Below are 23991 nucleotides of genomic sequence, written 5' to 3' on the forward strand. Positions count from 1 at the left end.
CGGTACAGCGGCGTTCCCGGCTCCCGTCCGGCACGCCCGGCCGGGCCCCGGGGCTCGAAGACAGACCCTAGCGCCGCATCGGGCAACCTTCGCCCGCCGCGACCCCCGGCACGCCCGCTCGCCGCACCGGCCGAGAACCCGAGTACACCCGGTACGAAGGCTTCCGGTCGGCGCGCCGAGAGCACGCACCGGACTCCGCTCCTGCACGGCGAAGGCCGGCCGACGCGGCACTAGGCCATTGTGCCCGTTCGTCCCGGTGCGGAGGACTGCCAGAGGCAACCGCAGTCCGGGTGGCTGCGCAGCCGCAGCCGGCGCACCATGCCGTCGGCGGCGGACAGTTCGCACCAGCCGTCCACGCTCGGCGGCGGCGACCCGTCCAGGTACAGCTGGACGTGCAGCGCGGCGAGCCCCGCGACCGCGGCGGCGACCGCGCCGTCGCAGGCCGGGAGGCGGGCCCGGCCCGGGCCGCCGTCGATCAGCTGGGCCAGCAGCCGGGGCCACGCCTCGTCCTCGTCCCGCCGGGTCAGGGTGGCGCAGCTGCCGCAGGCGGAGGCGCCGGGGACGACCAACGGGCCGACCACGCCGAGGTGTTCGAGCACCCCGGTGTACAGGTGCGGGATGCCGGCCCGCATCAGCTCCTGGGCGTCGACGGCGGCCCCGGTGTACGCGGCCGAGCCGTCCCGCGGGGCGAGCACCACCAGGGTGGGGGGCGGGGGAGCCGTGGGCGGGCGCCGGTAGCGCTCGCCGACCGGGGCGCCGGTGGCGCGGTGCACCAGCTCGCGGGCGGCGGTGGAGCGCAGCCGCCCGATGTCGCCCGGCGGCAGGCCGCCGGGGGCGCAGTCCCGGGCGGTGACCCGGCCGCGGTCCAGCACCGCGACCTCGCCGATGCCGCCGGCCGCCAGCGCGGCCCCGACGGCGGCCCCGATCCGCCCGGCCCCGCGCACCTCGACCCGGGCCCGGGAGCGCCCCTGCAGCACGGTGGCGGCCTCGCCCGGCGCCGGGTGCACCAGGGAGAGCGAGGCCAGGTCGGGGCCGAGCAGCTCGCGCCGGGCGGGCGGGTACAGCTCCAGCACGTCCCGCAGGGCCTGGGCGTCGTCGAGCAGTTCGCTGTCGCGGAGCGAGTCGAGCACCGCCCGGCAGTACTCGGCGCTCAGGCCGAGCCGCTGCCCGGCGGCGACCAGCGCGGGGCCGTCCCGGCTGCCGTCGACCAGCTCCAGGAAGCCGGCCAGCCCCCGGTCGACGCCCTCGATCAGCCGGGCGTGCCGCCGCACGGTGCCGAACTGCAGGGCCTGCTTCTCCCGCCACAACCGGGACAGGGCGGGCTTGATCACGGGGCGCATGCGGTTCCTCCCACGGTCGGGACCCCGGCGTCGGGATCGCTGGTGACCGCAGCTTGCCCGCCCGTCCCGAACGGTGGAAATCCGTTGTCCACAGCCCCGGTAGGACGATCGGATCGTCACTGTGCACAGCCTGTGGACAACGCGCTCGGGTGGACCCCGGGGCCGCGCCGCCCCGGTGCCGGACTTCTGTCAGGGGGACGGGGTAACGTCCTGTGCCATGGCAGCCGAACGGGACTCCCACCGGTCGGCGTCGCGTCGGCGCTCCCGGGCAGCCTCCGGAGCGGCGACTGCGGCGCCGGGTGCGCACGCCAGCACCGGGGCCGGTCGTGAGTGCACAACCGACCGCGAGCACGTGCTCGACCCGAACCGTCCGCCCGACCGCGGCGGCCCCGCCCGGACCGGCAGCGAGCGCGGCGTCGGAACCGACCGCACCGGCCTCGACCGCACCGACCTCGACCGGCCCGGCACCGAGCGCGCCGGCCTCGACCGCAGCAAGGTCGAGGTGCGCCGCAGCGCCCGCCGCAGCCGCACCGTCTCGGCCTACCGCGAGGGCGACCGCACCGTGGTGCTGATCCCGGCCCGGATGTCGCACGCCGAGGAGCAGCGCTGGGTGGCCCAGATGCTCGACAAGCTGGCCGCGCAGGAGAGCCGCCGGACGCTCGGCGACGAGGCCCTGCACTCCCGCGCCCACGAGCTCTCCCGGCTCTACCTGGGCGGCCGGGCCGTCCCCGAGCAGGTCCGCTGGGTGACCAACCAGAACTCCCGCTGGGGCTCCTGCACCCCCAGTGAGCGCACCATCCGGCTCTCCCACCGCCTCCAGGGCATGCCCGAGTACGTGGTCGACTACGTCCTGCTGCACGAGCTCGCGCACCTGCTGGTGCCCGACCACGGCCCCCGGTTCTGGGCCCTGCTGGAGAGCTACCCGCGCACCGAGCGGGCCCGCGGCTACCTGGAGGGCGTCGCCTCCGCCGCCCGGCTGCCGCACGTCCCGCCCGCCCGCGCCACCTGAAGCGGGGACGGCACGCCCGCGGCCTCCGGCCCGCCCCCGGCAGGGGCGGGCCGGAGGCCGCGGGCGGTCGGTCAGACCAGTCGGCGGGCCAGGGCGACCAGCTCGCGCACCGAGCGGTCGGTGTCGGCGGGCAGCCCGTCCCAGTCGAACCAGCGCAGGTCCAGCGACTCCTCGCTGATCAGCTCGCGGGCCCCGGCCGGGGCGAGGGCCACGTACTGCACGTCCAGGTGGGTGTTCTCCGGCCGGTCCTTCCCGGCGCAGCGGACCCGGTGCCGGTCCAGCTTCACCGGCGCGGTGCGGCCGTCGACGGCGAGCAGTTCCAGGCCCGCGATGCCGGACTCCTCGACCGCCTCGCGCAGCGCGGCCGCGGCCAGCGTGTCGTCGCCGGGCTCGCAGTGGCCGCCCATCTGCAGCCACCGCCCGACCTTCGGGTGCAGGGTGAGCAGCACCCGCCCGCCGTCGGGGTCGACCACCAGCGCGCTGGCGGTGACGTGCCCGGGCAGGCAGGCCCGCCACATGCCGTCGGGGCGCTCGGCCAGGTGGGCCAGGTAGTCGCGGCGCAGCGCGTCCTGCCCGGCCCCGTCGGGCGCCCAGTCGGTCAGGGCGCGGACGGCGTCCGCGTGCAGCGAGGTCACTTGGCGGTGCCCTCCGGACCCTGCTCGCCGCCCTTGCCGTCCTCGCCCTTGCCGTCCTCGTTCGGGGCGTCCTCGCCCTTGCCGTCCTCGTTCGGGGCGTTCTCGCCCGAGGTGCTCTCGTCCGAGGCGGCGTCCTTGCTCAGGTCGGCCTTGCCCCCGCCGGTCCCGGCGCCCCCGCCCGCGGCCTCGCCGAGCAGCTTGTCCAGCGCGTCGAAGTCGAAGCCGCCCTCGGCGACCGCCGCGGTGTCGCGGTGCACGAAGCCGTCCGGGTCGTCCAGGTCGGCGGCGGTGGGCAGCATGTCGGGGTGGCTCCACAGCGCGTCCCGGCCCTCGACGCCGCGGGCGTCGGCGAGCGAGGCCCACAGGCGGGAGGCGTCGCGCAGGCGGCGCGGGCGCAGTTCGAGGCCGACCAGGGTGGCGAAGGTCTGCTCGGCGGGGCCGCCGGAGGCGCGGCGGCGGCGGAGCGTCTCGCGCAGCGCGGCGGCGTGCGGCAGGTGCGGGGCGGCGGCGGTGTGCACCACGGCGTCGACCCAGCCCTCGACCAGGGCGAGCGCGGTCTCCAGCCGGGCCAGCGCGGCCTTCTGCTCGGGCGTGTCCTCGGGCTGCAGCAGGCCGCCGGCCAGCGCGTCCTGCAGGGCCTCGGGGTTGCTCGGGTCGATCTGGCCGACCAGCTCCTCCATCCGCGAGGTGTCGACCTTGATGCCGCGGGCGTACGCCTCGACGGCGCCGAACAGGTGCGCCCGCAGCCACGGCACGTGCGCGAACAGGCGCTGGTGGGCGGCCTCGCGCAGGGCCAGGTAGAGCCGGACCTCCTCGGCGGGCACGTTCAGGCCCTCGCCGAACTCGGCGACGTTCTGCGGCAGCAGCGCGGCCTTCCCGGCGGGGGCGAGCGGCAGGCCGACGTCGGTGGAGCCGAGCACCTCGGCGGCCAGCGCGCCGAGCGCCTGCCCGATCTGGGTGCCGAACATGGCGCCGCCCATCGAGCGCATCATGCCCATCAGCGGCCCGGCCACCGCCTGCATCTCCTCGGGCAGCACGCCGCCCATCGCGTTGCCGACCCGCTCGGCGACCGGGTCGACCAGGTCCTTCCAGACCGGCAGGGTGGCCTCGATCCACTCGGCGCGGCTCCAGGCCACCGCCGCGGAGGAGGTGGACGGGAACTCGGTGGCGGAGTCCAGCCACAGGTCGGCGAGCCGGACGGCCTCGGTGACGGCGGTGCGCTCGGCCGCGCCGACCGAGCGGTCCTTGGTCTTCCCCTCGGGCTGCTCGGCGACCACGGTCTGCCGGGCGATGTTCTTGGCCAGCTCCCAGTTCACCGGGCCGCCCTCGAACGAGAGCATCTGCCCGAGCTGCTGGAAGGCCGCGCCGAGGTCGTTGGGGTTGAAGCCGCCCATCATCGCGGCGAACGGGTTGTCCCCGCCCTGGCCGCCGCCTGGGCCGCCCGCGCCGAACAGCGCCCCGAAGGGGTTGCCGTTGCCGAAGCCGAACGGCGACTGCGGGGTCGAGTCGCCCTGCTCGCCGTCCTTCTTGCCCTTGTTCTCGCCGTCCTCGGGCTCCTCGGGGGGAACGCCGAATCCGAAGGGGAGGTCGCTCACGGGGGTCCTCGATCTGATCGGCCGTCACGCGGGTGGTGTGGCGGGAAAGTCTGCCGCCCGGGGGCTCCGAGCGGTTTCAATGGTCTCGCGGCGACCGCGCCGGGTGCACCGCCGGGGCCGAGCCTCGGGCAGGATGGTCAAGTGCGTGACACTCGTACGTCCGCACTTAAGCTAACCGTGGAGGATGGCCGGTGAGTTCCCCGCCTTCGGACGTTCGCTCTGGGCTGACCGAGGGCGAGGACGCGCCGACCGACGCCGGTTCGCCGACTCCAGCCTACGGCGGCAAGCCGCTGACCGTGGCCGTCACCGGCGCGGCGGGCGTGCTCGGCGAGCGCGTCGCGCAGCGCCTGGTCGACTCCCCGCACGTGCGCCGGGTGCTGGCGGTGGACGAGCGGCGCGGCGACGTCCAGGGCGTGCAGTGGCGGGTGCTGGACGTGCGCGACCCGGCGGTGGCCGAGCGGCTGGCCGGGGTCGACGTGGTGGTGCACCTGGCGATGGACCTCGGCATGGAGTCCGACCCGCGCACCCGCAGCGCGTACAACGTGCGCGGTGCGCAGACCGTGGTGACCGCCGCCGCGGCCGCGGGGGTGCACCGGGTGGTGCTGTGCACCTCCGCGATGGTCTACGGCGCGCTGCCCGACAACGAGGTCCCGCTGGCCGAGGACTCCGAACTGCGGGCCACCGAGGAGGCGTCGCTGGTCGGCGACCTGCTGGAGATCGAGCGGCTGGCCCGGCGCGCCCCGCGCGCCCACCCCGGGCTGCAGATCACCGTGCTGCGCCCGGCCGTGGTGGTCGGCCCGGGCATCGACACCGTGCTGACCCGGCACTTCGAGGCGCCGCGGCTGCTGGTGGTGGCGGGTTCCCGCCCGTGCTGGCAGTTCTGCCACCTGGACGACCTGGCCGCGGCGCTGGAGTACGCGGCGCTGGGCCTGGTGGAGGGCGAGGTGACGGTGGGCTGCGACGGCTGGCTGGAGCAGGAGGACGTGGAGGAGCTGTCCGGGATCCGCCGGATGGAGCTGCCCGCCTCGCTGGCCCTGGGCACCGCGGCCCGGCTGCACCGGCTGGGCCTGACCCCGGCCCCGGCGGGGGACCTGGCCTACACGATGTACCCGTGGGTGGTGTCCGGCAGCCGGCTGCACGAGGCGGGCTGGCGGCCGCGGCACACCAACGAGGAGGTGCTGGCCGAGCTGCTGGCCCAGGTGTCGGGCAAGCACGCGGTGGCCGGGCGCCGGCTCGGCGGCAAGGAGGCGGCCACCAGCCTGGGCGCGGCCGGGGCGACGGTCGCGCTGATCGGCACCGCGGCGCTGGTGCGCCGGGCCCGCAAGCACCGGCGGATCTGATCACCATCTTTTCGCATCACGGAATTACCTCATCGTGATACGAAAATCCTTGCGGCCCGTCGGCGGGCATGCGGAATGATGGCCGTCATGTCCGAGAGTCATGGCACGTCCGAGAACCCCGGCCCGATCCGCCTGCTCGCCGTCCGCGAGACGCCGCTCTCGCTGGACGAGGTCCACGCCGCGGTCGGCGACGACGCGGCCGGCGGCACCACCCTGTTCGTCGGGACGGTGCGCGACCACGACGGCGGCAAGCCGGTCGCCGCGCTGGAGTACAGCGCCCACCCGAGCGCGCTGCGCGAGCTGCGCCGGGTCGCCGAGAAGGTCTGCGCGGACTTCCCGGTCCGGGCGCTGGCCGCGGTGCACCGCACCGGCCGGCTGGAGATCGGCGACGTCGCGGTGATCGTCGCGGTGTCCTGCCCGCACCGCGGCGAGGCGTTCGCGGCCTCCCGGCAGCTGATCGACGACCTCAAGCACGAGGTGCCGATCTGGAAGCACCAGGTCTTCACCGACGGCGAGGAGGAGTGGGTCGGCGCGGGCTCCTGCTGACGCCCCCGTGTCCGGGCCGGGCGGGGCTCGTTCCCCGTTCGGCGGTACCCCTTGCGGTGGAGGCCGGGCCCGGGCCCGTAACCCGGATGCCGCGCGCGCCGTTCCCCCTACGGGCGGCTAATCTGCTGATACGCACGACGAGCCTGTGGGGAGTTCGAAAATGGCTGTGCTCGCCTGGTTGAGCATTCCCGTGGTGGCCGGTGTGCTGGCCACGGTCTGGGCCACCTGGGCGGCCCGCCCGCCCCGCGCGACGACCGATCCGAGCTCGCTCGCCGAGCACGAGCGGTTCCGCGCCGCGATGGAACGCAGCACCGGCGCCCGGGACTGACGGGGGCGCCCCCGATCGGCGGTGCGGGGCCCGGACCAGCGGTACACCCGGCCCCGCACTTCCCGTACTGTCGTGGCATGCCACGCCGATCGGCGACGATGCTCGCCGCCACCCTGCTGCTGATAGGTCTGCTCTGCGCCTCGGTCGTCTTCAAGGTTCCGTTCACCGAGATGAGCCCGGGGCCGACCTACAACACCCTCGGCGAGCAGGGGAAGACGGGCACGCCGGTGATCACCATCACCGGCCACGAGACCTACCCGACCAGCGGGCACCTCAACATGACCACGGTGCAGGTCACCGGGGCGAACTACCAGCCCAGCCTGGTCTCGGCGATCGTCGGCTGGATCCGCGACGACGTGCTGGTCGTCCCGCACGACAACGTGTACCCGAAGGGCCAGACCGACCAGGAGGCCCAGCAGGAGAACGCCGAGCAGTTCGCCTCCTCCGAGGACAGCGCCAAGACCGCGGCCCTCAAGCAGCTGGACATCCCGGTCGGCACCGAGGTCGTCGTGGCCGCGGTGGCCGCGGGCGGACCCTCCGAGGGCAAGCTGCACGCCGGTGACCAGATCGTCGCGGTCGACGGCGTCGCCATCACCGACCGGGCGCAGGTCGCCGAGCAGGTGACCAAGCACCAGCCCGGCGAGACGGTGGTCTTCACCGTGGTGCCGCACGCCAAGGCCGGCGCGACGCCGAACCCGGCGGACGAGGTCCAGGTGTCCGTGGTCACCGCCAAGTCCGATGACGACGCCCCCGAGCGGGCGGTGGTCGGCATCACGCCCAGCGTCGACCACGTCTACCCGTTCAAGATCGACATCGGCCTGCAGGACGTCGGCGGCCCCAGTGCCGGCCTGATGTTCGCGCTCGGCATCGTCGACAAGCTCACCCCCACCGACCTCACCGGCGGCAAGTTCGTGGCGGGCACCGGCACCATCGACGACGACGGCGCGGTCGGCCCGATCGGCGGCATCCAGATGAAGCTGATCGCGGCCCGGGACAAGGGCGCCGAGTACTTCTTCACCCCCGCGGACAACTGCTCCGAGGCGGTCAAGGGCACCCCGTCCGGCCTCACCCTGGTCAAGGTGGAGAACCTGGACGGCGCGATGAAGGCGCTGGACAGCATCCGCAGCGGCGACAAGGCGGCGCTGCCCGGCTGCAAGTAGGAGCACCGTCAGGGGCTCGGCAGAGCGAGCACCGACAGGGGCTCGGGGAACGGCGAGGCCGTGGCTGCGGTCGGTTCACTGCCGCCCAGCGCGTCTGCTTCCGGTTCTGTCTACGGCACGCAGCAGCACGGACACTTCGATGGGCTCCGGCCACCAGCAGCATCGACCCGCCGTTCCCCGGGCCCCTGATTGCTCCCGAGCCGCCTGCCGAGAGTTCCCCGGGCCCCTGATTTCGCCTCCGAGGGTCAGGCGAGGGTCGCGAGCAGCGCTTCGGTCAGGTTGGGGACGAGTTCCGGGCCGGTGAGGACCTCGCGGGCGAGGTCCTTCTCGCGCAGCCGCAGGGCGACCTCCCGGGAGCCGTCGCGCAGGACGGCCGCGGTGATCCGGACCTCCTGGCGCTGCGGGTGGGTCGCCACCCAGTCGTTGATCTCCTTCTCGGTGGCGTTCTTCGGTCGGGACGCCTCGGCGCCGGGCGGGAGCATCAGCCGCTCGACCACCAGCGCGCAGCCGACGACGCCGTCGGGCCAGGCGATGGTGCCGAGGAAGCGGTCGAGCTCGGTGCCCGCGGGGATCTCCTCCTGCTCGACCGGGGTGAGGCCGGTCGGGTTGTCGTCCAGGCCGAGCTGCGAGGCGAGCCGCGGATTGGCCTTGCGCATCTGCGCGTTGTCGACCAGGGCGAACAGGCGGGCGGGGAGGTCCCAGCCGAGGGTCGCGGCGTGCTCGTCGATCTCCAGGGCGGCCCGGGTGAGGGGGGTGGCCGCGGGGAGGCCGGAGGCGGCGGCGGTCAGGTCAGGGGAGTCGGACATGGGCCCATCCTCACATGTCCGAGGGGGCCCGCTCCAACTCCGACGCAGCGTCCGGGAACTCAGGTAAAGACTGATTAAGTTGCATGGGAGACCGCTGTCCGCCATGGTGCGGCGGCACGCAACTCCGACGACGACAGCTGAGGTGGCCCCTTGACCTTCCAGATGCCGGACCGTTCAGGTCCGGGTTCCCGAGCGAGAGTCGGCCCGCCGTCGCGCCGGGCGAAGGTGCTGCTGCTGACGGTCGGCGTGCTGTTCGCGCTGTTCCTGCTGTTCGTGATGTTCGCCGGACTGTGGACCGACTGGCTGTGGTTCGACTCGGTGCACTACGGCTCGGTGTTCACCGGGCAACTGGGCGCCAAGATCGGCCTGTTCGCGGTGTTCGGGCTGCTGATGGCGCTGGTGGTCGGCTTCAACCTGTGGCTGGCGCACCGGCTGCGGCCGCCGCTGGCCGCGATGTCGGTGGAGCAGCAGAGCCTGGACCGCTACCGGATGGGCGTCGCGCCGTTCCGCAAGTGGCTGCTGATCGGCCTGTCGCTGCTGGTCGGCCTGGCGGCCGGCGCCGCCGCGGGCGCCCAGTGGCGGACCTGGATGCTCTGGGTCAACGGCACCTCCTTCGGCGTGAAGGACAGCCAGTTCCACAAGGACGTCTCGTACTACGCGTTCGACCTGCCCTGGTACCAGTTCGTGCTGGGCTTCGCGTTCAGCGCGGTGCTGGTCTCGCTGCTGGCCGCGACGGCCGTGCACTACCTGTACGGGGGCCTGCGGCTGCAGGGGCCCGGGCGGCGGGCGAGCGCCGGGGCGCAGGGCCACCTGGCCGTGCTGCTGGGCGTGTTCGTGCTGCTGAAGGCGGTGGCGTACTGGCTGGACCGGTACGCGCTGGCGGTGAAGAGCGAGTCGTACAAGAAGGTCGACGGCTGGACCGGCCTGCGCTACGTGGACGCGAACGCGTTCCTGCCGGCCAAGACGATCCTGTTCTTCGTGGCGATCATCTGCGCGCTGCTGTTCTTCCTGACCCCGATCCGGCGGACCTGGGCGCCGGCGCTGATCGGCTTCGGCCTGATGGCGCTCTCCGCGCTGCTGGTCGGCGGCCTCTACCCGGCGCTGGTGCAGCAGTTCCAGGTCAAGCCGAACGAGCAGGCCAAGGAGACCGCGTACATCCAGAAGAACATCGACGCGACCAGACAGGCGTACGGCATCGCGGACACCGTCGAGCAGCAGTACGACGCGCCGGACAGCGCCGTCGACGCCGACAAGCTCAAGCAGGACGCGCAGACCATCACCGACATCCGGCTGGCGGACCCGAACGTGGTCTCGCCGACGTTCCAGCAGAACCAGGCGCTGCGCAACTACTACGCCTTCCCGAAGACCCTGGACGTGGACCGCTACGGCGACCAGGACACCGTGCTGGGCGTGCGCGAGCTGGACCTGTCGGGCGTGCAGCAGCGCAACTTCATCAACGACCACTTCAAGTACACCCACGGCTACGGCATGGTGTCCGCCAAGGGCAACCAGGTCGACGCCAACGGCAACCCGGTCTACACCGAGCACTCGCTGCCGACCACCGGCGACCTGGGCGCGTACGAGCAGCGGGTGTACTACGGCGAGAAGTCGCCGCTGTACTCGGTCGTCGGCCCCGGCATGGACGAGATCGACTACACCCGGGACGGCCAGCCCGACCAGACCTGGCAGTACAACGGCGGCAGCGGCGTCTCGCTGGACAACCCGCTGACCAGGGCCGCGTACGCGGTGAAGTTCGCCGAGCCGCAGCTGTTCTACTCGGGGGCGATCAAGGACGGCGCGAAGATCCTGTACGACCGCACCCCCAAGGAGCGGGTCGAGAAGGTCGCGCCGTGGCTGTCGATCGACGCCGACCCCTACCCGGTGGTGCAGAACGGCCGACTGGTGTGGGTGCTGGACGGCTACACCACCTCGGACGGCTACCCGTTCTCCTCGAAGACCACCTTCGGTGACGCCACCAAGGACTCGATGACCGACCAGCGCGGCCGCACCCTGACCGCCACCAACCAGGTCAACTACATCCGCAACTCGGTGAAGGCCACCGTGGACGCGTACACCGGCGAGGTGTCGCTCTACCAGTGGGACGAGGCCGACCCGGTGCTGAAGACCTGGATGAAGGCGTTCCCGGGCACGGTGAAGGCGAAGGCGGACATCCCGTCGACCCTGCTGCCGCACCTGCGCTACCCGCAGGACCTGTTCAAGGTCCAGCGCGACCTGCTCGGGCAGTACCACATCACCGACGCCACGGCGTTCTTCAACGGCACCGACATCTGGGACGTGCCGGCCGACCCGACGCTCGACACCACCGAGGTCCAGCCGCCGTACTACCTGACGGTGCGGATGCCGGACGCGAAGGAGGCCAGCTTCTCGCTGACCACCTCCTTCGTGCCCTCGGGGCGCAAGAACCTGGCCGCGTTCATGGCGGTGGACGCCGACCCGGGCGAGGACTACGGCAAGCTGCGGATCCTGCGGCTGCCGTCCGGCTCGGGCGCGCTCGGCCCGGGGCTGGTCCAGGCGAAGTTCAACTCCGACTCCGAAGTCGCCCACCAGCTGACCCTGCTGAGCAACAACAACGAGTCCGGCCTGGTCTACGGCAACCTGCTGACCCTGCCGGTCGGCGGCGGCATCCTCAACGTCGAGCCGGTCTACCTGGTGGCCCGCGGCGCCAAGGTGCCGGCCCTGAAGAAGGTGCTGGCCGTGTACGGCACCGGCAACGTGGCGATCGGGGACACCCTGAGCGAGGTGCTGACCAAGGTGCTCGGCGGCGCGGCGGACGGCGCCACCACGCCCACCGCCCCGAGCCAGCCGGAGAACCCGGGCACCCCGACCGCGCCCGGCACCGAGGACCCGGACGTGCAGAAGGCGCTCGCCGACGCGCAGAAGGCGTTCGACGACGGCCAGGCGGCGATGAAGAACGGCGACTGGACGGCGTACGGCAAGTCCCAGGAGGCGCTGAAGAAGGCGATCGCCGACGCGGTGGCCGCCGAGCAGAAGGCCGCCGGCGGGGCGTCCCCCGCGCCGAGCGGGTCGCCGAGCGGCTCGCCCTCGGCCTCGCCCACCGGCTGAGCTGCGAAAACCGGTTTGTTGGTCCACCCCGTGATCGTGATACAGTGGTTTCACCGACGCGGGGTGGAGCAGCTCGGTAGCTCGCTGGGCTCATAACCCAGAGGTCGCAGGTTCAAATCCTGTCCCCGCTACTCAGTAGCACGAAGGCCCGGAGGCATCAGCCTCCGGGCCTTTGTCGTTCCCTTTGCCATTCCTTGGAAGTCCGGTCGATTGACACGCCATGTGGTCTAGTCCAACCTGAGTCATGCCCATGACGGGCGGCCCCCACCGCCCGTCCTGATGCGCTGCAAGTCCTTTGCCAGTAACGGGAATTGATCACGTTCTGGTTCCGTCTGCCGCTCTCCCGACCGGGTGTCCGACGGTGTTCCTGCATCCCCACGTGACAGGAGAGAGGCACATCCGCATGCATCGCAACAACCGCAGGGCCTGGGCCGTCACGGCCGCGGCCGCCACGCTGCTCGCCGGGGCGGTGTCGCTGCTGGGAGCCCCCAGCGCGACCGCCGGGCCGGGTAACACGACCGGCGCCCCCGCCACCAGCGGCGGCATGAAGGTCGCGTACTTCGACCAGTGGTCGATCTACTCGAACGCCTTCTACCTCAAGAACGTCGACACCAACGGCATGGCCGGGAAGCTCGACTACCTGCTGTACGACTTCGCCAACATCGACCCCAACAACCTGACCTGCTTCGAGCCGAACTCGGCGGCCTCGCAGGACGAGAACAATCCGAACGCCGGTGACGGCGCGGGCGACTACTACGCCGACTACGCCAAGACCTTCGCCAACGGCAACAGCGTGGACAACTCCACCGACACCTGGAACCAGCCGCTGGCGGGCAACTTCCACCAGCTCCAGGAGCTGAAGGCGAAGTACCCGAAGCTCAAGGTGCTGATGTCGATCGGCGGTTGGACGTACTCCAAGTACTTCTCCGACGTGGCGGCCAACGACGCCGCGCGCAAGAAGTTCGTCTCCTCCTGCGTCGACATGTTCATCAAGGGCAACCTGCCCGCCCAGGGCGGCTACGGCGGCCCGGGCACCGGCAAGGGAATCTTCGACGGCTTCGACATCGACTGGGAGTACCCGGGCGGCGGCGGCCACCTCGGCAACCACGCCTCGCCCAACGACAAGCAGAACTTCACCGCCCTGCTGGCCGAGTTCCGCAACCAGCTCAACACCCAGGGCAGTGCGGACGGCAAGACCTACGCGCTGAGCGCGGCGCTGCCGGCCGGCCAGGACAAGATCCAGTACATCGAGACCGACAAGATCGGGCAGTACCTGACCTTCGCGGACCCGATGACGTACGACATGCACGGCGGCTGGGAGGCCCAGGGGCCGACCAACCACCAGACGCCGGTCTACCAGAACCCGAACGACCCGATGAACAACGTGCCGCCGGGCAACGCCAAGTACTCGATCGACGAGGCGGTCAAGGCGTACACGGTCGGCGACTCCTCGTACGGCATCCCCGGCGGGTTCCCGGCGAACAAGCTGAACATGGGCGTCCCGCTGTACTACCGCGGCTGGACGGGCGTGGCGGCGGGGGCCAACCACGGGCTGTTCCAACCCGCCAGCGGGCCGGCCCAGGGCGCGCCGAACTCCGGCAACGTCAACGGCGTGCGGATGTACAAGGAACTGCTCGGGACGGTGGACAACCCCAGTTACACCTACTGGGACGCCGCCTCGCAGGCCGCGTACTTCTACGACGGCAACAACTTCTGGTCCGGGGAGAACGCCAAGTCCATCCAGGCCAAGATGGACTACGCGCACTGCAACGGACTCGGCGGATCGTTCGTGTTCTCGCTGTACGACGACCCGAACGCGGCGCTGCTCAACCCGCTGATGACGGCCACCAACGGCTCGGCCGCCTCCTGCCCGGCCCCGCCGACCGGCTCGCCGAGCGCCAGCGCCTCGCCGACGAAGTCCTCCTCCCCGTCGCCGTCGACCAGCCCGTCGACCAGCCCGTCGACCTCGCCGTCGACCAGCCCGTCGACCTCGCCGTCCACGAGCCCGTCCTCCTCGCCCACCTCGCCCGGCGGCGGCATCGTCGCCAACCCGGGCCTGGAGTCCGGCGCGCTCAGCCCGTGGACCTGCGCGGGCAGCGGCGGATCGGCGGTCAGCGGCGGCCACACCGGCGCGTACGCCCTGCAGGGCAACGCCAGCGCCGGGGACACCGCGCAGTGCCAGCAGGTGGTGACGGTCAAGCCCAACACCACCTACACGCTGTCCGCCTGGGTCAAGGGCAACTACACCTACCTGGGCGTCACCGGCTCCGGCGCGGACAGCTCGACCTGGACCCCCGGCGGGAGCGCGTGGACGCAGCTGTCCACCAAGTTCACCACCGGCGCCTCGGTCACCTCGGTGACCGTCTGGGTGCACGGTTGGTACGGACAGGGTGCTTACCAGGCCGATGACTTCAGCGTCAGCTGAGCCTGCGTCAACCCTGCTTTAAGGAAGGCCCGGAGGATTCCGTCCTCCGGGCCTTCCCCCTTGCGGACGCACGGAGTTGATCGACTCCGGTACGATGCGTGGCCGGGGTTTGTGGGGCTCAAGTGTCGGGAAATCGACAAAGAGCCGAAGCGATCTCGCCGCGCTTCGGCCCCGCTCCGCCAAAACGGACGGAGCAGGTGTACGCGGTGTGCGGGTGATGCGACGATGGACCACGAGGGGGACACGGCACGGCCACTGACGGGCCGTCCGGTCCGACGTGCCCCCTGGGGGACACGCCCGGGGCCGAAGGCCCGGGGCGGATGCCGCGACACTCTGGGGGAGCGGGAGTCGGCATGAAGCTCATCGGCAACAACGGGACGGGAGAACGACAGGCCGCCGGATCCAGCGCGGACACCGAGACCGGCGCCCGGCCCACCGAGCAGGCCACCGGCGGCCTGCCCGCCCAGCGCGGAACCGCGACCGGTGCCGTCGACGTGACCGGCTACGGCCCGGAGAGCCTGGTCCACCTCACGGCCGACCAGGCCGCGGCCGGCGCCGCCCGCGACCTCGCCCCGGCCGTCGACGACGGCGACGACAGCTTCGAGACCGCCCTCGCCGCCCGCGAACAGGCCGCCCTCGAAGCCCGCCACCGCGGCTCCGCCGACGCCGGCGACCCGAACGCCGCCAGCCAGCTCGGCGCCCTCCTGCTGCGCCGCGGCGACCTGCGCGACGCCGAACCGTACCTGCGCTCCGCCGCCGCCGCCGGACTGCGCGCCGCCGCCAACAACCTCGGCGTCCTGCTCCACCAGCAGGGCCACCGCGCCGAGGCCGCCCAGTGGTGGCGGCAGGCCGCCGTCGCCGGCTCCGCCCCCGCCGCGCACGCCCTCGGCCTGCAACTGCGCGACCAGGGCGAGGAGGAGGCCGCCGAGTACTGGCTGCACTTCGCCGCCGAACAGGGCCACCCGCTCGGCGCCTACGCCCTCGGCGACCTGATGGAGCACCGCCGCGACGTCCGGGCCGAACGCTGGTTCAAGGCCGCCGCCGACTCCGGCCACCGCGAGGCCGCCTACCGGCTCGCCCGGATGCGCGAGGCCGCCGGCGACAAGGACACCGCCGAGACCTGGTACCGCACCGCCGCCGCCCGCAGCCACGCCCGCGCCGCCCTGCGCCTCGGCGTCCTGCTCGAAGCCCGCGGCGACCTCGACGAGGCCGCCCGCTGGTACCGGCAGTCCGCCCAGAACGGCGAGGCCCGCGCCGCCTGCGCCCTCGGCTTCCTGCTCCGCGACACCGGAGACCTCTCCGCCGCCGCCGAATGGTGGCAGGAGGCCGCCGAAGCCGGCGACGGCACCGCCGCCAACGCCCTCGGCGCCCTGCACGCGGGCCGCGGCGAGAGCACCGTCGCCGAGCGCTGGTACCGCGCCGCCCTCGACGCCGGCGACCACAACGGCGCCTTCAACCTCGGCCTGCTGTGCGCCGGGGCGGGCCGCGAGGCCCAGGCCGAGCAGTGGTACCGCCGCGCCGCGTACGCCGGGCACCGCGAAGCCTGCAACGCGCTCGCCATCGTCCTGCTCCAGCGCGGCGACGAGTCCGGCGCCGAACCCTGGTTCTCCAAGGCCGCCGAAGCCGGATCCGTCGACGGCGCCTTCAACCTCGGCGTGCTGCACGCCGGCCGCGGCGAGACCCGGCAGGCCCAGGAGTGGTACGCCCGCGCCGCCGCCGAGGGCCACGGCGAGGCCGCCCTGCAGCTCGCCGTCGCCCAGGAACAGCGCGGCAACCTCGCCGGCGCCCTGGAACGCTACCGGCAGGCCGCCGACGGCGGCTCCGCGGAAGGCGGCTTCCGGCTCGCCTCGCTGCTCGACCGCCGCGGCGACGCCGACGCCGAGGCCGAACACTGGTACGCGATCGCCGCCGACGCCGGACACCGCCGCGCCCAGGTCCGGATGGGCGTCCGGGCCGCGGAGCGCGGCGCGCTGCAGATCGCCGAGAGCTGGTACCGCCGCGCCGCCGAGGGCGGCAGCCGCAGCGCCGCCTTCAACCTCGGCCTGCTGCTCGCCCGCCAGGACAGCGAGGCCGAGGCCATGCTCTGGTACACCCGCGCCGCGGACGCCGGCCACGGCCGCGCGGCGCTCCGGCTCGCCCTGCTGGCCCTGCGCCGCGGCGAGGCCCGCCAGGCCGAGAACTGGTGCAAGCGCGCCGCGGAGTACGGCCCGGCCGAGGTCGCGGAGCGCGCGGGACGGCTGCTGGGAGCGCTCAACGCCGAGCTCAGCGCGTAGGGCTGCCGCCGGGCCCCGGCGGTGCGCTCCCCGGCGGTCGCCGCCCGCGGGCTACACGCTGAGCGAGCGCAGCGCCGCCTCGTGGAGGACGCCGTTGGTGGCGACCGCGTCCGCGCCGGTGGGGCCGTCGATGCCGTCGAGGCCGGTGAAGCGGCCGCCGGCCTCCTGGACGATGATGCAGGGGGCGGCCATGTCCCAGAGCGAGAGCTCGGGTTCGGCGGCGATGTCGACGGCGCCCTCGGCGACCATCATGTAGGACCAGAAGTCGCCGAAGGCGCGGGTGCGCCAGCAGATCCGGGTCAGGTCGAGGAAGGCGTCGAGGCGGGCGCGCTCCTCCCAGCCGCTGAGCGAGGAGAAGGAGAGCGAGGCGTCGGCGAGGCGGGAGACCTTGGAGACGTGGATGCGCTGGGACTTGGCCAGGCTGCGGCCGGCGAACGCGCCCAGCCCCTTCGCGGCCCACCAGCGGCGGCCGAGCGCCGGGGCGGAGACGATGCCGACCACCGGGACGTGCTCGCCGTCCGGCTGCTCCTCCAGCAGGGCGACCAGGGTGGCCCAGACCGGGACGCCGCGGACGTAGTTCTTGGTGCCGTCGATCGGGTCGATCACCCAGCGGCGCGGGCCGGAGCCCTGCAGGCCGTACTCCTCGCCGAGCACGGCGTCGCGCGGGCGGGCCCGCTGCAGGACGGAGCGGACGAGTTCCTCGGCGGCCTTGTCGGCGTCGCTGACCGGGGTCAGGTCGGGCTTGGTCTCGATCTTCAGGTCGAGTGCCTTGAAGCGCTCCATGGTGATCGAGTCGGCCGAGTCGGCGAGGACGTGGGCGAGTCGGAGGTCGTCGTGGTAATCGGCCATGCACGGAACCCTAGCGGACTCAGTGTCCCGAGCCGCTGAGCTGCAGACCGATCACCCCGGCGATGACCAGGGAGATGGAGACCAGCTTGAGGGTGGAGGAGGACTCGCCGAGGAACACCATCCCGTACACCGCGGTGCCGGCCGCGCCGATGCCCGTCCACACCGCGTAGGCGCTGCCGACCGGGAGGGTCTTCAGGGAGAGCGTGAGCAGGCCGAAGGAGCCCAGCGCGAAGAGCGCGAAGCTGATGGTGGGCCAGAGCTTGGTGAAGCCGTGGCTGAGCTTCAGGTTGACCGCGAATCCCGTTTCCAGCAGACCGGCGAGGATCACCATGGCCCATGCCATCGGGTTGACTCCCTGTCAGGTAGGACGGTGTGACCTTCCTATCGTTACCCAGCGCAGCGGCCCCAGCGACTCGTGATCGCGCCGAATCTCAGTCCCCCTCGGAGGCGTCCTTGGCGGCCAGCAGGCGGCGCAGCGAGTACAGCCGGGCCGGGTCGGCGTGGCCGTCGGCGACCCAGGCGTCCAGCGCGCAGTCCGGCTCGTCGTGCGAGCAGGCGCGCGGGCAGTCCGCGGTGCCCGGCTCCAGGTCGGGGAAGGCGTGGATGACCCGGGACGGGTCGATGTGGGACAGGCCGAAGGAGCGGAAGCCCGGGGTGTCGATCACCCAGCCCGGGTCGAGCGCCTTCTTCGAACCGGGCTTCGCGCCGGGCGCCGGGGGCAGCCGCAGGGCCAGCGCCGAGACGGTGGTGTGCCGGCCGCGGCCGGTGACCGCGTTGACCCGGCCGGTGGACCGCCGGTGCTCCGGGACGAGCGCGTTGACCAGGGTGGTCTTGCCGACGCCGGAGTGCCCGATGAACACCGTGGTGCGCCCGCGCAGGTGCGTGCGGACGGCCTCCGCCCCGGCCGTCTCCAGCTCGTCGGCCCGGGTCACCACGTAGCGGATGCCCAGCGGCGCGTACGACTCCAGCAGCCCGTCGGCGGAGGCCAGGTCGGCCTTGGTGAGCACCAGCAGCGGCTCCAGCCCGGCGTCGTACGCGGCCACCAGGCAGCGGTCGATCAGCCGGGGGCGCGGCTCGGGGTTGGCCAGCGCGGTGACGATGGCCATCTGCTGGGCGTTGGCGACCACGATCCGCTCGTACGGGTCGTCGTCGTCCGCGGTGCGGCGCAGCACCGAGCTGCGCTCCTCGACCCGGACGATCCGGGCCAGCGTGTCCGGCTCGCCGGACAGGTCGCCGACCACGCTGACGGTGTCGCCGACGACGACCCCCTTGCGGCCCAGTTCGCGGGACTTCATGGCGACGACCTGGCGCTCGTCCTTCGTGCCGCCGTCGACCAGGCAGGTCATCCGGCCCCGGTCCACGGTGAGGATCATCGCCTCGGCGGCGTCCTCGTGCTTGGGCCGGATCCGGGTGCGGGGGCGGGAGCCCCGGCGGCCCGGGCGGCTGCGGATGTCGTCCTCGTCGGCGTTCTTGTCGTAGCGGCGCATGCTGCTCTCCCCCCGTCAGACCTGGCCGAGGAGGTCGGCCCACATCCGCGGGAAGTCCGGCAGGGTCTTGGCGGTGGTCGCCACGTCCTCCACCAGCACGCCCTCCACGGCCAGGCCCAGCACGGCGGCGGCGGTGGCCAGCCGGTGGTCCTCGTAGGTGTGGAAGACGCCGCCGTGCAGCGGGCGGGGCCGGATCCGCAGGCCGTCCTCGGTCTCCGAGACGTCGCCGCCCAGGGAGTTGATCTCCTTGGCCAGCGCGGCCAGCCGGTCGGTCTCGTGCAGCCGCAGGTGCGCGATGCCGTACAGGTGCGACTCGGAGTCGGCCAGCGCCGCCACCGCGGCGATCACCGGGGTCAGCTCGCCGACGTCGTGCAGGTCCGCCTCGATGCCGTGGATCTTGCCGGTGCCGGTGAACCGCAGCCCGTCGTCGGTGAACTCGCAGGAGCCGCCCATCGCGGTGTAGATCTCGCGCAGCTGGTCGCCCGGCTGGTACGTGTGCTTCGGCCAGTCCCGGACGGTCACCCGGCCGCCGGTGGCCAGCGCCGCCGCGAAGAACGGGGCCGCGTTCGACAGGTCCGGCTCGACCACCAGGTCGCGGCCGATCAGCGCGCCCGGGGTGACCCGCCAGACGTCCTTCTCGCCGCCGTCCTCCGGCGCGTCCACCTGGCCGCCCGCCTTGCGGATCATGTCGACGGTCATCCGGATGTGCGGCAGCGAGGGCACCGGCCCGCCGGTGTTGCGGATCTCCACGCCGGAGTTGAACCGGGCGCCGGAGAGCAGCAGCGCCGAGACGAACTGCGAGGAGGACGAGGCGTCCACCTCCACCGCGCCGCCGTCCAGCGCGCCGGTGCCGTGCACGGTCAGCGGGAAGCCGCCGCGGCCGCCGTCCTCGATCCGGGCGCCCAGCGCGCGCAGCGCGTCGATCACGCCGTGCTGCGGGCGCTCGTGGCTGCGCGGGTCGCCGTCGAAGTGCACCGGGCCGTCCGCCAGGGTCGCCAGCGGCGGCAGGAAGCGCATCACCGTCCCCGCGTTGCCCACGTCCACCTGGGCCGGGCCGCGCAGCCGCTCGGCCGGGATCACCCGCCACGCCTCGCCGCCGCCGGTGCCGCCGGACGCCGCGTTCACCGTCTCCTCGACCGTCACGCCCATCGCCCGCAGGCCGTCCGCCATCAGCTGCGAGTCGCGGCTGCGCAGCGGGCGGCGCACCCAGCCCGGGCCGTCGGCGAGGGCGGCCAGCACCAGCGCGCGGTTGGTCGCGGACTTCGAGCCGGGGATGGTCACGGTCGCGTCCACGGCGGCGGTGGCGACGGGAGCGGGCCACAGGGAGTCGGTCATGGCGCCAAGTCTATGAGGCGCCGTGCCGCTACCGGGGCAGCAGCCAGGCCGCCCCGAGCCCCAGGCAGGCCAGCGCCACCGCCAGGAACGCCACCACCCACAGCGCCCCCGGAACGCCGGTCAGCCGCGCCAGCTGGTCCGCGTCCGAGCCGGGCGCGCCGCCGCGCCGCCGGGTCACCCACAGCTCCAGCATCGGGCGCACCCCCGCCAGCAGCAGGAACCACACCCCCAGGTAGGCGAACGCCCCCTGCCATTCGGCCGTCCCGTACCAGGACACCGCGACGAACGCCCCGCCGGTGACCAGCACCGCCGCCACCCCGAACAGGTTGCGCAGGGTCAGCAGCATCGCCGCCAGCAGCACGATGCCGATCCACAGCAGCGCGGTGGTCCGCCCCGCCGCCAGCAGCGCCGCCCCGCCCAGGCCCAGCAGCGAGGGCGCCGGGTAGCCGGCCGCGGCGGTCAGCACCATGCCCGGGCCGGTCGGCTTCCCGGAGGAGACCGTCAGCCCCGAGGTGTCCGAGTGCAGCCGGATCCCCGACAGCCGCCGCCGGGTCAGCAGCGCGGTCAGCCCGTGCCCGCCCTCGTGCGCGATCGTCACCACGGTGCGGGTCCACAGCCACACCGGGCGCACCGCCACCGCCAGGAACGCCACCGCCGCCGTGCCCCACACCAGCCAGTGCGGGGGCTCCGGCCGCACGGCCGCCACCCGCTCCCACAGCTCCGCGAAGTCCATCGCCGACCTCCGATCACCGCCGTCTCCCCGGTCCGGGGCGGGCAGCCTCCCACGGAAGGGCGGGCCGCCGGTAGCCGCTGGTCCCGCTTCCCCCCGCTCTGGCAAGCTGGGAGCCATGTGCGGACGCTTCGCCTCCTCCACCGAACCCGCCGAACTGGTCCGCCTGTTCGGCGTCGAGCAGTGGGACCCGACCGAGACGATCGCCCCCAGCTGGAACGTCGCCCCCACCGCGCGGACCTACGCCGTCCTCGACCGGGCCCCGCGCGGGCAGCGCCGCCCGGTGCGCCAACTGCACGTGCTGCGCTGGGGCCTGGTGCCCGGCTGGGCGAGCAGCGCCGAGACCGCGGTCAAGATGATCAACGCCCGGGCGGAGACCGTCCACGAGAAGCCCGCGTACCGCCAGGCGTACGCCTCCCGGCGCTGCCTGATACCCGTCGACGGCTACTACGAGTGGCAGACCGCCCCCACCGACGACGTCTCCCGCCCGCCCCGCCGCCCCTACTTCGTGCACCGCGCCGACGGCGCGCCGCTGGCCCTCGCCGGGCTGTACGAGTTCTGGCGCGACCGCGAGCGCCCCGGCGGCCACCCCGACGCCTGGCTGGTCACCTGCACCGTCGTCACCACCGCCGCCGAACCGCTGCTCGCCCCGGTCCACGAGCGGATGCCCCTGTACCTCGGCCCCGACCGCTGGGACGCCTGGCTCGACCCGCACGCCGAGACCGCCGACCTCACCCCGCCCCCGCCCGGCGACCTGCGCGTCCACGCCGTCCCCGACGAGGTCGGCAAGATCCGCAACAACCACCCGGGACTGACCCGGCCGCTCACCGAGGACGACCTCACCACGCTGTTCTGAGCGGCGGGGTCCCGCAGCGGGGTGCGGCGGGAGCCGCCCGGGGGCCGCTCCTCTATACGCTCTGCGCCATGCAGCGGATCGTCGACACCCCCGCCGGGGACGCCCGGCTCCACTGGTTCCCGGCCGCCCGGCCGCGGGCCGTCCTGCTCCTCGGGCACGGGGCGGGCGGCGGCGTCGAGGCGCCCGACCTGCAGGCGCTCGCCGCCGCGCTGCCGGCCGACGGCGTCAGCGTGGTGCTCGCCGAGCAGCCCTGGCGGGTGGCGGGGCGCAGGCTGGCCCCGGCACCGGCCGTGCTGGACGCGGGGTGGCCCGCGCAGTTCGCCGCCGCCGCCGAGGCGGGGCTGCCGGTGTACGCGGGCGGCCGCAGCGCCGGGGCCCGGGTCGCCTGCCGCACCTCGGCCGGGCTCGGGGCGGCGGGCGTGCTCGCGCTGGCCTTCCCGCTGCACCCGCCGGGCCGGCCGGAGCGGAGCCGGGCGGACGAGCTGCTCGGCACCGGCCTGCCCACGCTGGTCGTCCAGGGCGGCGCGGACACCTTCGGCACCCCGGCGGAGTTCCCCGCCCCGCCCGCCGGGCACCGCCTGGTCGAGGTCCCGCACGCCGGGCACGGCTTCCAGGTGCCCAAGCGGGCCCCGCTCACCCGGGCGGCGGCCCTGGAAGTGATCACCGGGGCGGTCGCCGACTGGCTCCGCCGCTGAGCGGCGCCGGTCGGGCAAGGGCGCCGCGCCGGAAGTGAGTTGTGTCGCACGGCGGGGGCCCGGGAATGTCCGGGCGGCGGGCGGGGTTGCACGAGTCGTCAGAAGATGCCCCCGGTGGAAAGGCAGCGTCCATGGGTTCGATCGCGTGCCGCGAGCGGCCGGAAGAGCGGGCCGCGCAGTCTGCGCTCCTGCCGGACTGGTCGGAGTGGGTTGCCGCGGGCGAGAAGCCGGTCAGCCCGATATCCTCGCTTGCGGGTCGGCCCGAGGTGGGCCGTGTGCGGGTTTCCGAGGAGGTGGGTCCGGTCGTCGGGACCGATGACGCGGCCGTGTCGGGCGCTGCTGGCGCCGACCAGGGCCGTCCGGAGGGCGAGCAGCTCACCGGCGACGAACTGGCCGAGGCGATCGGCGAGGACACCTTCCGGGTGTCCGAGAACGAGACCGAGGAGGCCCGGCGCGAGCGCTTCGAGCGCGACGCGCTCGGCTACCTGGACCCGATGTACTCGGCGGCGCTGCGGATGACCCGCAACCCGGCCGACGCGGAGGACCTGCTCCAGGAGGCGTTCGCCAAGGCGTACGCGTCGTTCCACCAGTTCCGCGAGGGCACCAACCTCAAGGCGTGGCTGTACCGCATCCTCACCAACACGTTCATCAACTCGTACCGCAAGAAGCAGCGCGAACCCCAGCGCACCGCGGCCGAGGAGATCGAGGACTGGCAGCTGGCGCGCGCCGAGTCGCACATGTCGACCGGCCTGCGGTCGGCCGAGGCGCAGGCGCTCGACCACCTGCCGGACAGCGACGTGAAGGACGCGCTGCAGGCGATCCCGGAGGAGTTCCGGATCGCGGTCTACCTCGCGGACGTCGAGGGGTTTGCGTACAAGGAGATCGCGGACATCATGGGTACACCCATCGGTACGGTGATGTCCCGACTGCACCGTGGCCGCCGTCAGTTGCGCGGCATGCTGGAGGACTACGCCCGCGAGCGGGGGCTGGTCCCGGCCGGTACCGGTGCAGGGCAGGAAGCGAAGGGCGCGGGCTCATGAGCTGCGGCGATCCGCACGAGACCGAGTGCGGAGAGGTGCTCGACCACCTCTACGAATTCCTCGACAACGAGATGCCCGAGGGTGACTGCGTCAAGCTGCGGGTGCACTTCGACGAGTGCTCGCCGTGCTTCGAGAAGTACGGCCTGGAGCAGGCGATCAAGGCGCTGATCAAGCGCTCCTGCGGTTGTGACGACACCCCGACCGACCTGCGGGCGAAGGTGCTGGCCCGGATCGACTCGATCCGCACCCAGCGCTCCGGCGAGGTGGACACCTCGGTGATCGAGGTGTCCTCGGTGAGCGTCGAGGTGACGGTCGACGGAACGGCCGGGCACGGCTCGGCGGTCGCGACCGCGGAGTAGCGCTCACTCGATCGGGTGAGCTGTCGCTGCTCCGGCTGCGGCGATGCGCGATCGTGCGCCGCACCCGTCCGGGCGGGCCCTATTCTCTGACGAGTCCTC

At 73.5% G+C, this 23991-nt stretch carries 21 protein-coding genes and 1 tRNA gene; 13 read left to right on the forward strand and 9 right to left on the reverse strand.

What is annotated here, in order from left to right; genetic code table 11:
- Positions 1–230 precede the first annotated feature (230 nt).
- On the reverse strand, positions 231–1340 hold the full coding sequence (locus tag ABD345_RS14940) for a ThiF family adenylyltransferase (protein WP_344552551.1): 1110 nt from the start codon (positions 1338–1340) through the stop codon (positions 231–233).
- A gap of 502 nt (positions 1341–1842) precedes the next feature.
- Between ABD345_RS14940 and ABD345_RS14945 the strand changes: the two genes are divergently transcribed.
- Complete coding sequence (locus tag ABD345_RS14945) at positions 1843–2349, forward strand: M48 metallopeptidase family protein (protein WP_344552583.1); 507 nt, start codon at positions 1843–1845, stop codon at positions 2347–2349.
- A gap of 71 nt (positions 2350–2420) precedes the next feature.
- On the opposite strand, the gene ABD345_RS14950 is transcribed toward ABD345_RS14945, so the two are convergent.
- On the reverse strand, positions 2421–2984 hold the full coding sequence (locus tag ABD345_RS14950) for an NUDIX hydrolase (RefSeq protein WP_344552552.1): 564 nt from the start codon (positions 2982–2984) through the stop codon (positions 2421–2423).
- Positions 2981–4579, reverse strand: a complete 1599-nt coding sequence (locus ABD345_RS14955; protein ID WP_344552553.1) for a zinc-dependent metalloprotease — start codon at positions 4577–4579, stop codon at positions 2981–2983. Before ABD345_RS14955 ends, ABD345_RS14950 begins: the two co-directional genes overlap by 4 nt.
- Positions 4580–4770: 191 nt before the next feature.
- On the opposite strand from ABD345_RS14955, the gene ABD345_RS14960 reads away from it, so the two are divergent.
- The 4 genes from ABD345_RS14960 to ABD345_RS14975 all read left to right on the forward strand — a co-directional run bounded on the left by ABD345_RS14960 (position 4771) and on the right by ABD345_RS14975 (position 7953).
- Positions 4771–5919: an NAD-dependent epimerase/dehydratase family protein gene (locus ABD345_RS14960; protein ID WP_425556822.1), complete on the forward strand. Its 1149-nt coding sequence runs from the start codon at positions 4771–4773 to the stop codon at positions 5917–5919.
- Between the two features lie 78 nt (positions 5920–5997).
- Positions 5998–6465 (forward strand): molybdenum cofactor biosynthesis protein MoaE, encoded by a 468-nt coding sequence (locus ABD345_RS14965; protein ID WP_344552554.1) that lies wholly within the window; start codon positions 5998–6000, stop codon positions 6463–6465.
- A 160-nt stretch (positions 6466–6625) separates the two neighbouring features.
- Positions 6626–6793: a hypothetical protein gene (locus ABD345_RS14970; RefSeq protein WP_344552555.1), complete on the forward strand. Its 168-nt coding sequence runs from the start codon at positions 6626–6628 to the stop codon at positions 6791–6793.
- 77 nt (positions 6794–6870) lie between these two features.
- Positions 6871–7953, forward strand: a complete 1083-nt coding sequence (locus tag ABD345_RS14975; protein ID WP_344552557.1) for a YlbL family protein — start codon at positions 6871–6873, stop codon at positions 7951–7953.
- Positions 7954–8198: 245 nt separating this feature from the next.
- Here the strand turns inward: ABD345_RS14975 and ABD345_RS14980 are convergent, their stop codons facing one another.
- Complete coding sequence (locus ABD345_RS14980) at positions 8199–8759, reverse strand: PPA1309 family protein (protein WP_344552558.1); 561 nt, start codon at positions 8757–8759, stop codon at positions 8199–8201.
- Between the two features lie 162 nt (positions 8760–8921).
- Between ABD345_RS14980 and ABD345_RS14985 the strand changes: the two genes are divergently transcribed.
- The 4 genes from ABD345_RS14985 to ABD345_RS15000 all read left to right on the forward strand — a co-directional run bounded on the left by ABD345_RS14985 (position 8922) and on the right by ABD345_RS15000 (position 16541).
- Positions 8922–11843 carry a UPF0182 family membrane protein gene (locus tag ABD345_RS14985; protein WP_344552585.1) on the forward strand — a complete coding sequence of 974 codons (2922 nt, stop codon included), beginning with the start codon at positions 8922–8924 and terminating at the stop codon, positions 11841–11843.
- A 57-nt stretch (positions 11844–11900) separates the two neighbouring features.
- Positions 11901–11974: transfer RNA gene (locus ABD345_RS14990), tRNA-Met, on the forward strand.
- A 272-nt stretch (positions 11975–12246) separates the two neighbouring features.
- Positions 12247–14268 (forward strand): glycosyl hydrolase family 18 protein, encoded by a 2022-nt coding sequence (locus ABD345_RS14995; protein WP_344552559.1) that lies wholly within the window; start codon positions 12247–12249, stop codon positions 14266–14268.
- 353 nt (positions 14269–14621) lie between these two features.
- Entirely contained in the window at positions 14622–16541 is a 1920-nt protein-coding gene (locus tag ABD345_RS15000; protein ID WP_344552560.1) for a tetratricopeptide repeat protein, read from the forward strand.
- A gap of 51 nt (positions 16542–16592) precedes the next feature.
- On the opposite strand, the gene hisN is transcribed toward ABD345_RS15000, so the two are convergent.
- The 5 genes from hisN to ABD345_RS15025 form a co-directional block, all read right to left on the reverse strand.
- On the reverse strand, positions 16593–17390 hold the full coding sequence (hisN, locus tag ABD345_RS15005) for a histidinol-phosphatase (RefSeq protein ID WP_176189925.1): 798 nt from the start codon (positions 17388–17390) through the stop codon (positions 16593–16595).
- A 19-nt stretch (positions 17391–17409) separates the two neighbouring features.
- Positions 17410–17733 carry a DMT family transporter gene (locus tag ABD345_RS15010; protein WP_014137991.1) on the reverse strand — a complete coding sequence of 108 codons (324 nt, stop codon included), beginning with the start codon at positions 17731–17733 and terminating at the stop codon, positions 17410–17412.
- Positions 17734–17821: 88 nt separating this feature from the next.
- Positions 17822–18877 (reverse strand): ribosome small subunit-dependent GTPase A, encoded by a 1056-nt coding sequence (gene rsgA, locus ABD345_RS15015; protein ID WP_344552561.1) that lies wholly within the window; start codon positions 18875–18877, stop codon positions 17822–17824.
- Between the two features lie 15 nt (positions 18878–18892).
- A complete protein-coding gene (aroA, locus tag ABD345_RS15020) occupies positions 18893–20212 on the reverse strand; it encodes a 3-phosphoshikimate 1-carboxyvinyltransferase (protein ID WP_344552562.1) in 1320 nt (439 codons plus the stop codon).
- Positions 20213–20240: 28 nt separating this feature from the next.
- Positions 20241–20945, reverse strand: a complete 705-nt coding sequence (locus ABD345_RS15025) for a M50 family metallopeptidase (RefSeq protein WP_344552563.1) — start codon at positions 20943–20945, stop codon at positions 20241–20243.
- A 115-nt stretch (positions 20946–21060) separates the two neighbouring features.
- On the opposite strand from ABD345_RS15025, the gene ABD345_RS15030 reads away from it, so the two are divergent.
- From ABD345_RS15030 to rsrA, 4 genes are all read left to right on the forward strand, one after another.
- Positions 21061–21798: an SOS response-associated peptidase gene (locus tag ABD345_RS15030; RefSeq protein WP_344552565.1), complete on the forward strand. Its 738-nt coding sequence runs from the start codon at positions 21061–21063 to the stop codon at positions 21796–21798.
- A 68-nt stretch (positions 21799–21866) separates the two neighbouring features.
- Positions 21867–22493, forward strand: a complete 627-nt coding sequence (locus tag ABD345_RS15035) for an alpha/beta hydrolase family protein (protein WP_344552566.1) — start codon at positions 21867–21869, stop codon at positions 22491–22493.
- Positions 22494–22819: 326 nt separating this feature from the next.
- The gene (locus ABD345_RS15040; RefSeq protein ID WP_344552567.1) at positions 22820–23533 is read left to right on the forward strand and encodes a sigma-70 family RNA polymerase sigma factor; all 714 of its coding nucleotides are present in this window, start codon (positions 22820–22822) and stop codon (positions 23531–23533) included.
- Positions 23530–23892: a mycothiol system anti-sigma-R factor gene (gene rsrA / locus ABD345_RS15045; RefSeq protein ID WP_344552568.1), complete on the forward strand. Its 363-nt coding sequence runs from the start codon at positions 23530–23532 to the stop codon at positions 23890–23892. Before ABD345_RS15040 ends, rsrA begins: the two co-directional genes overlap by 4 nt.
- Positions 23893–23991 lie beyond the last annotated feature (99 nt).

This window comes from Kitasatospora saccharophila (genome assembly GCF_039529925.1).
GTDB lineage: Bacteria > Actinomycetota > Actinomycetes > Streptomycetales > Streptomycetaceae > Kitasatospora > Kitasatospora saccharophila.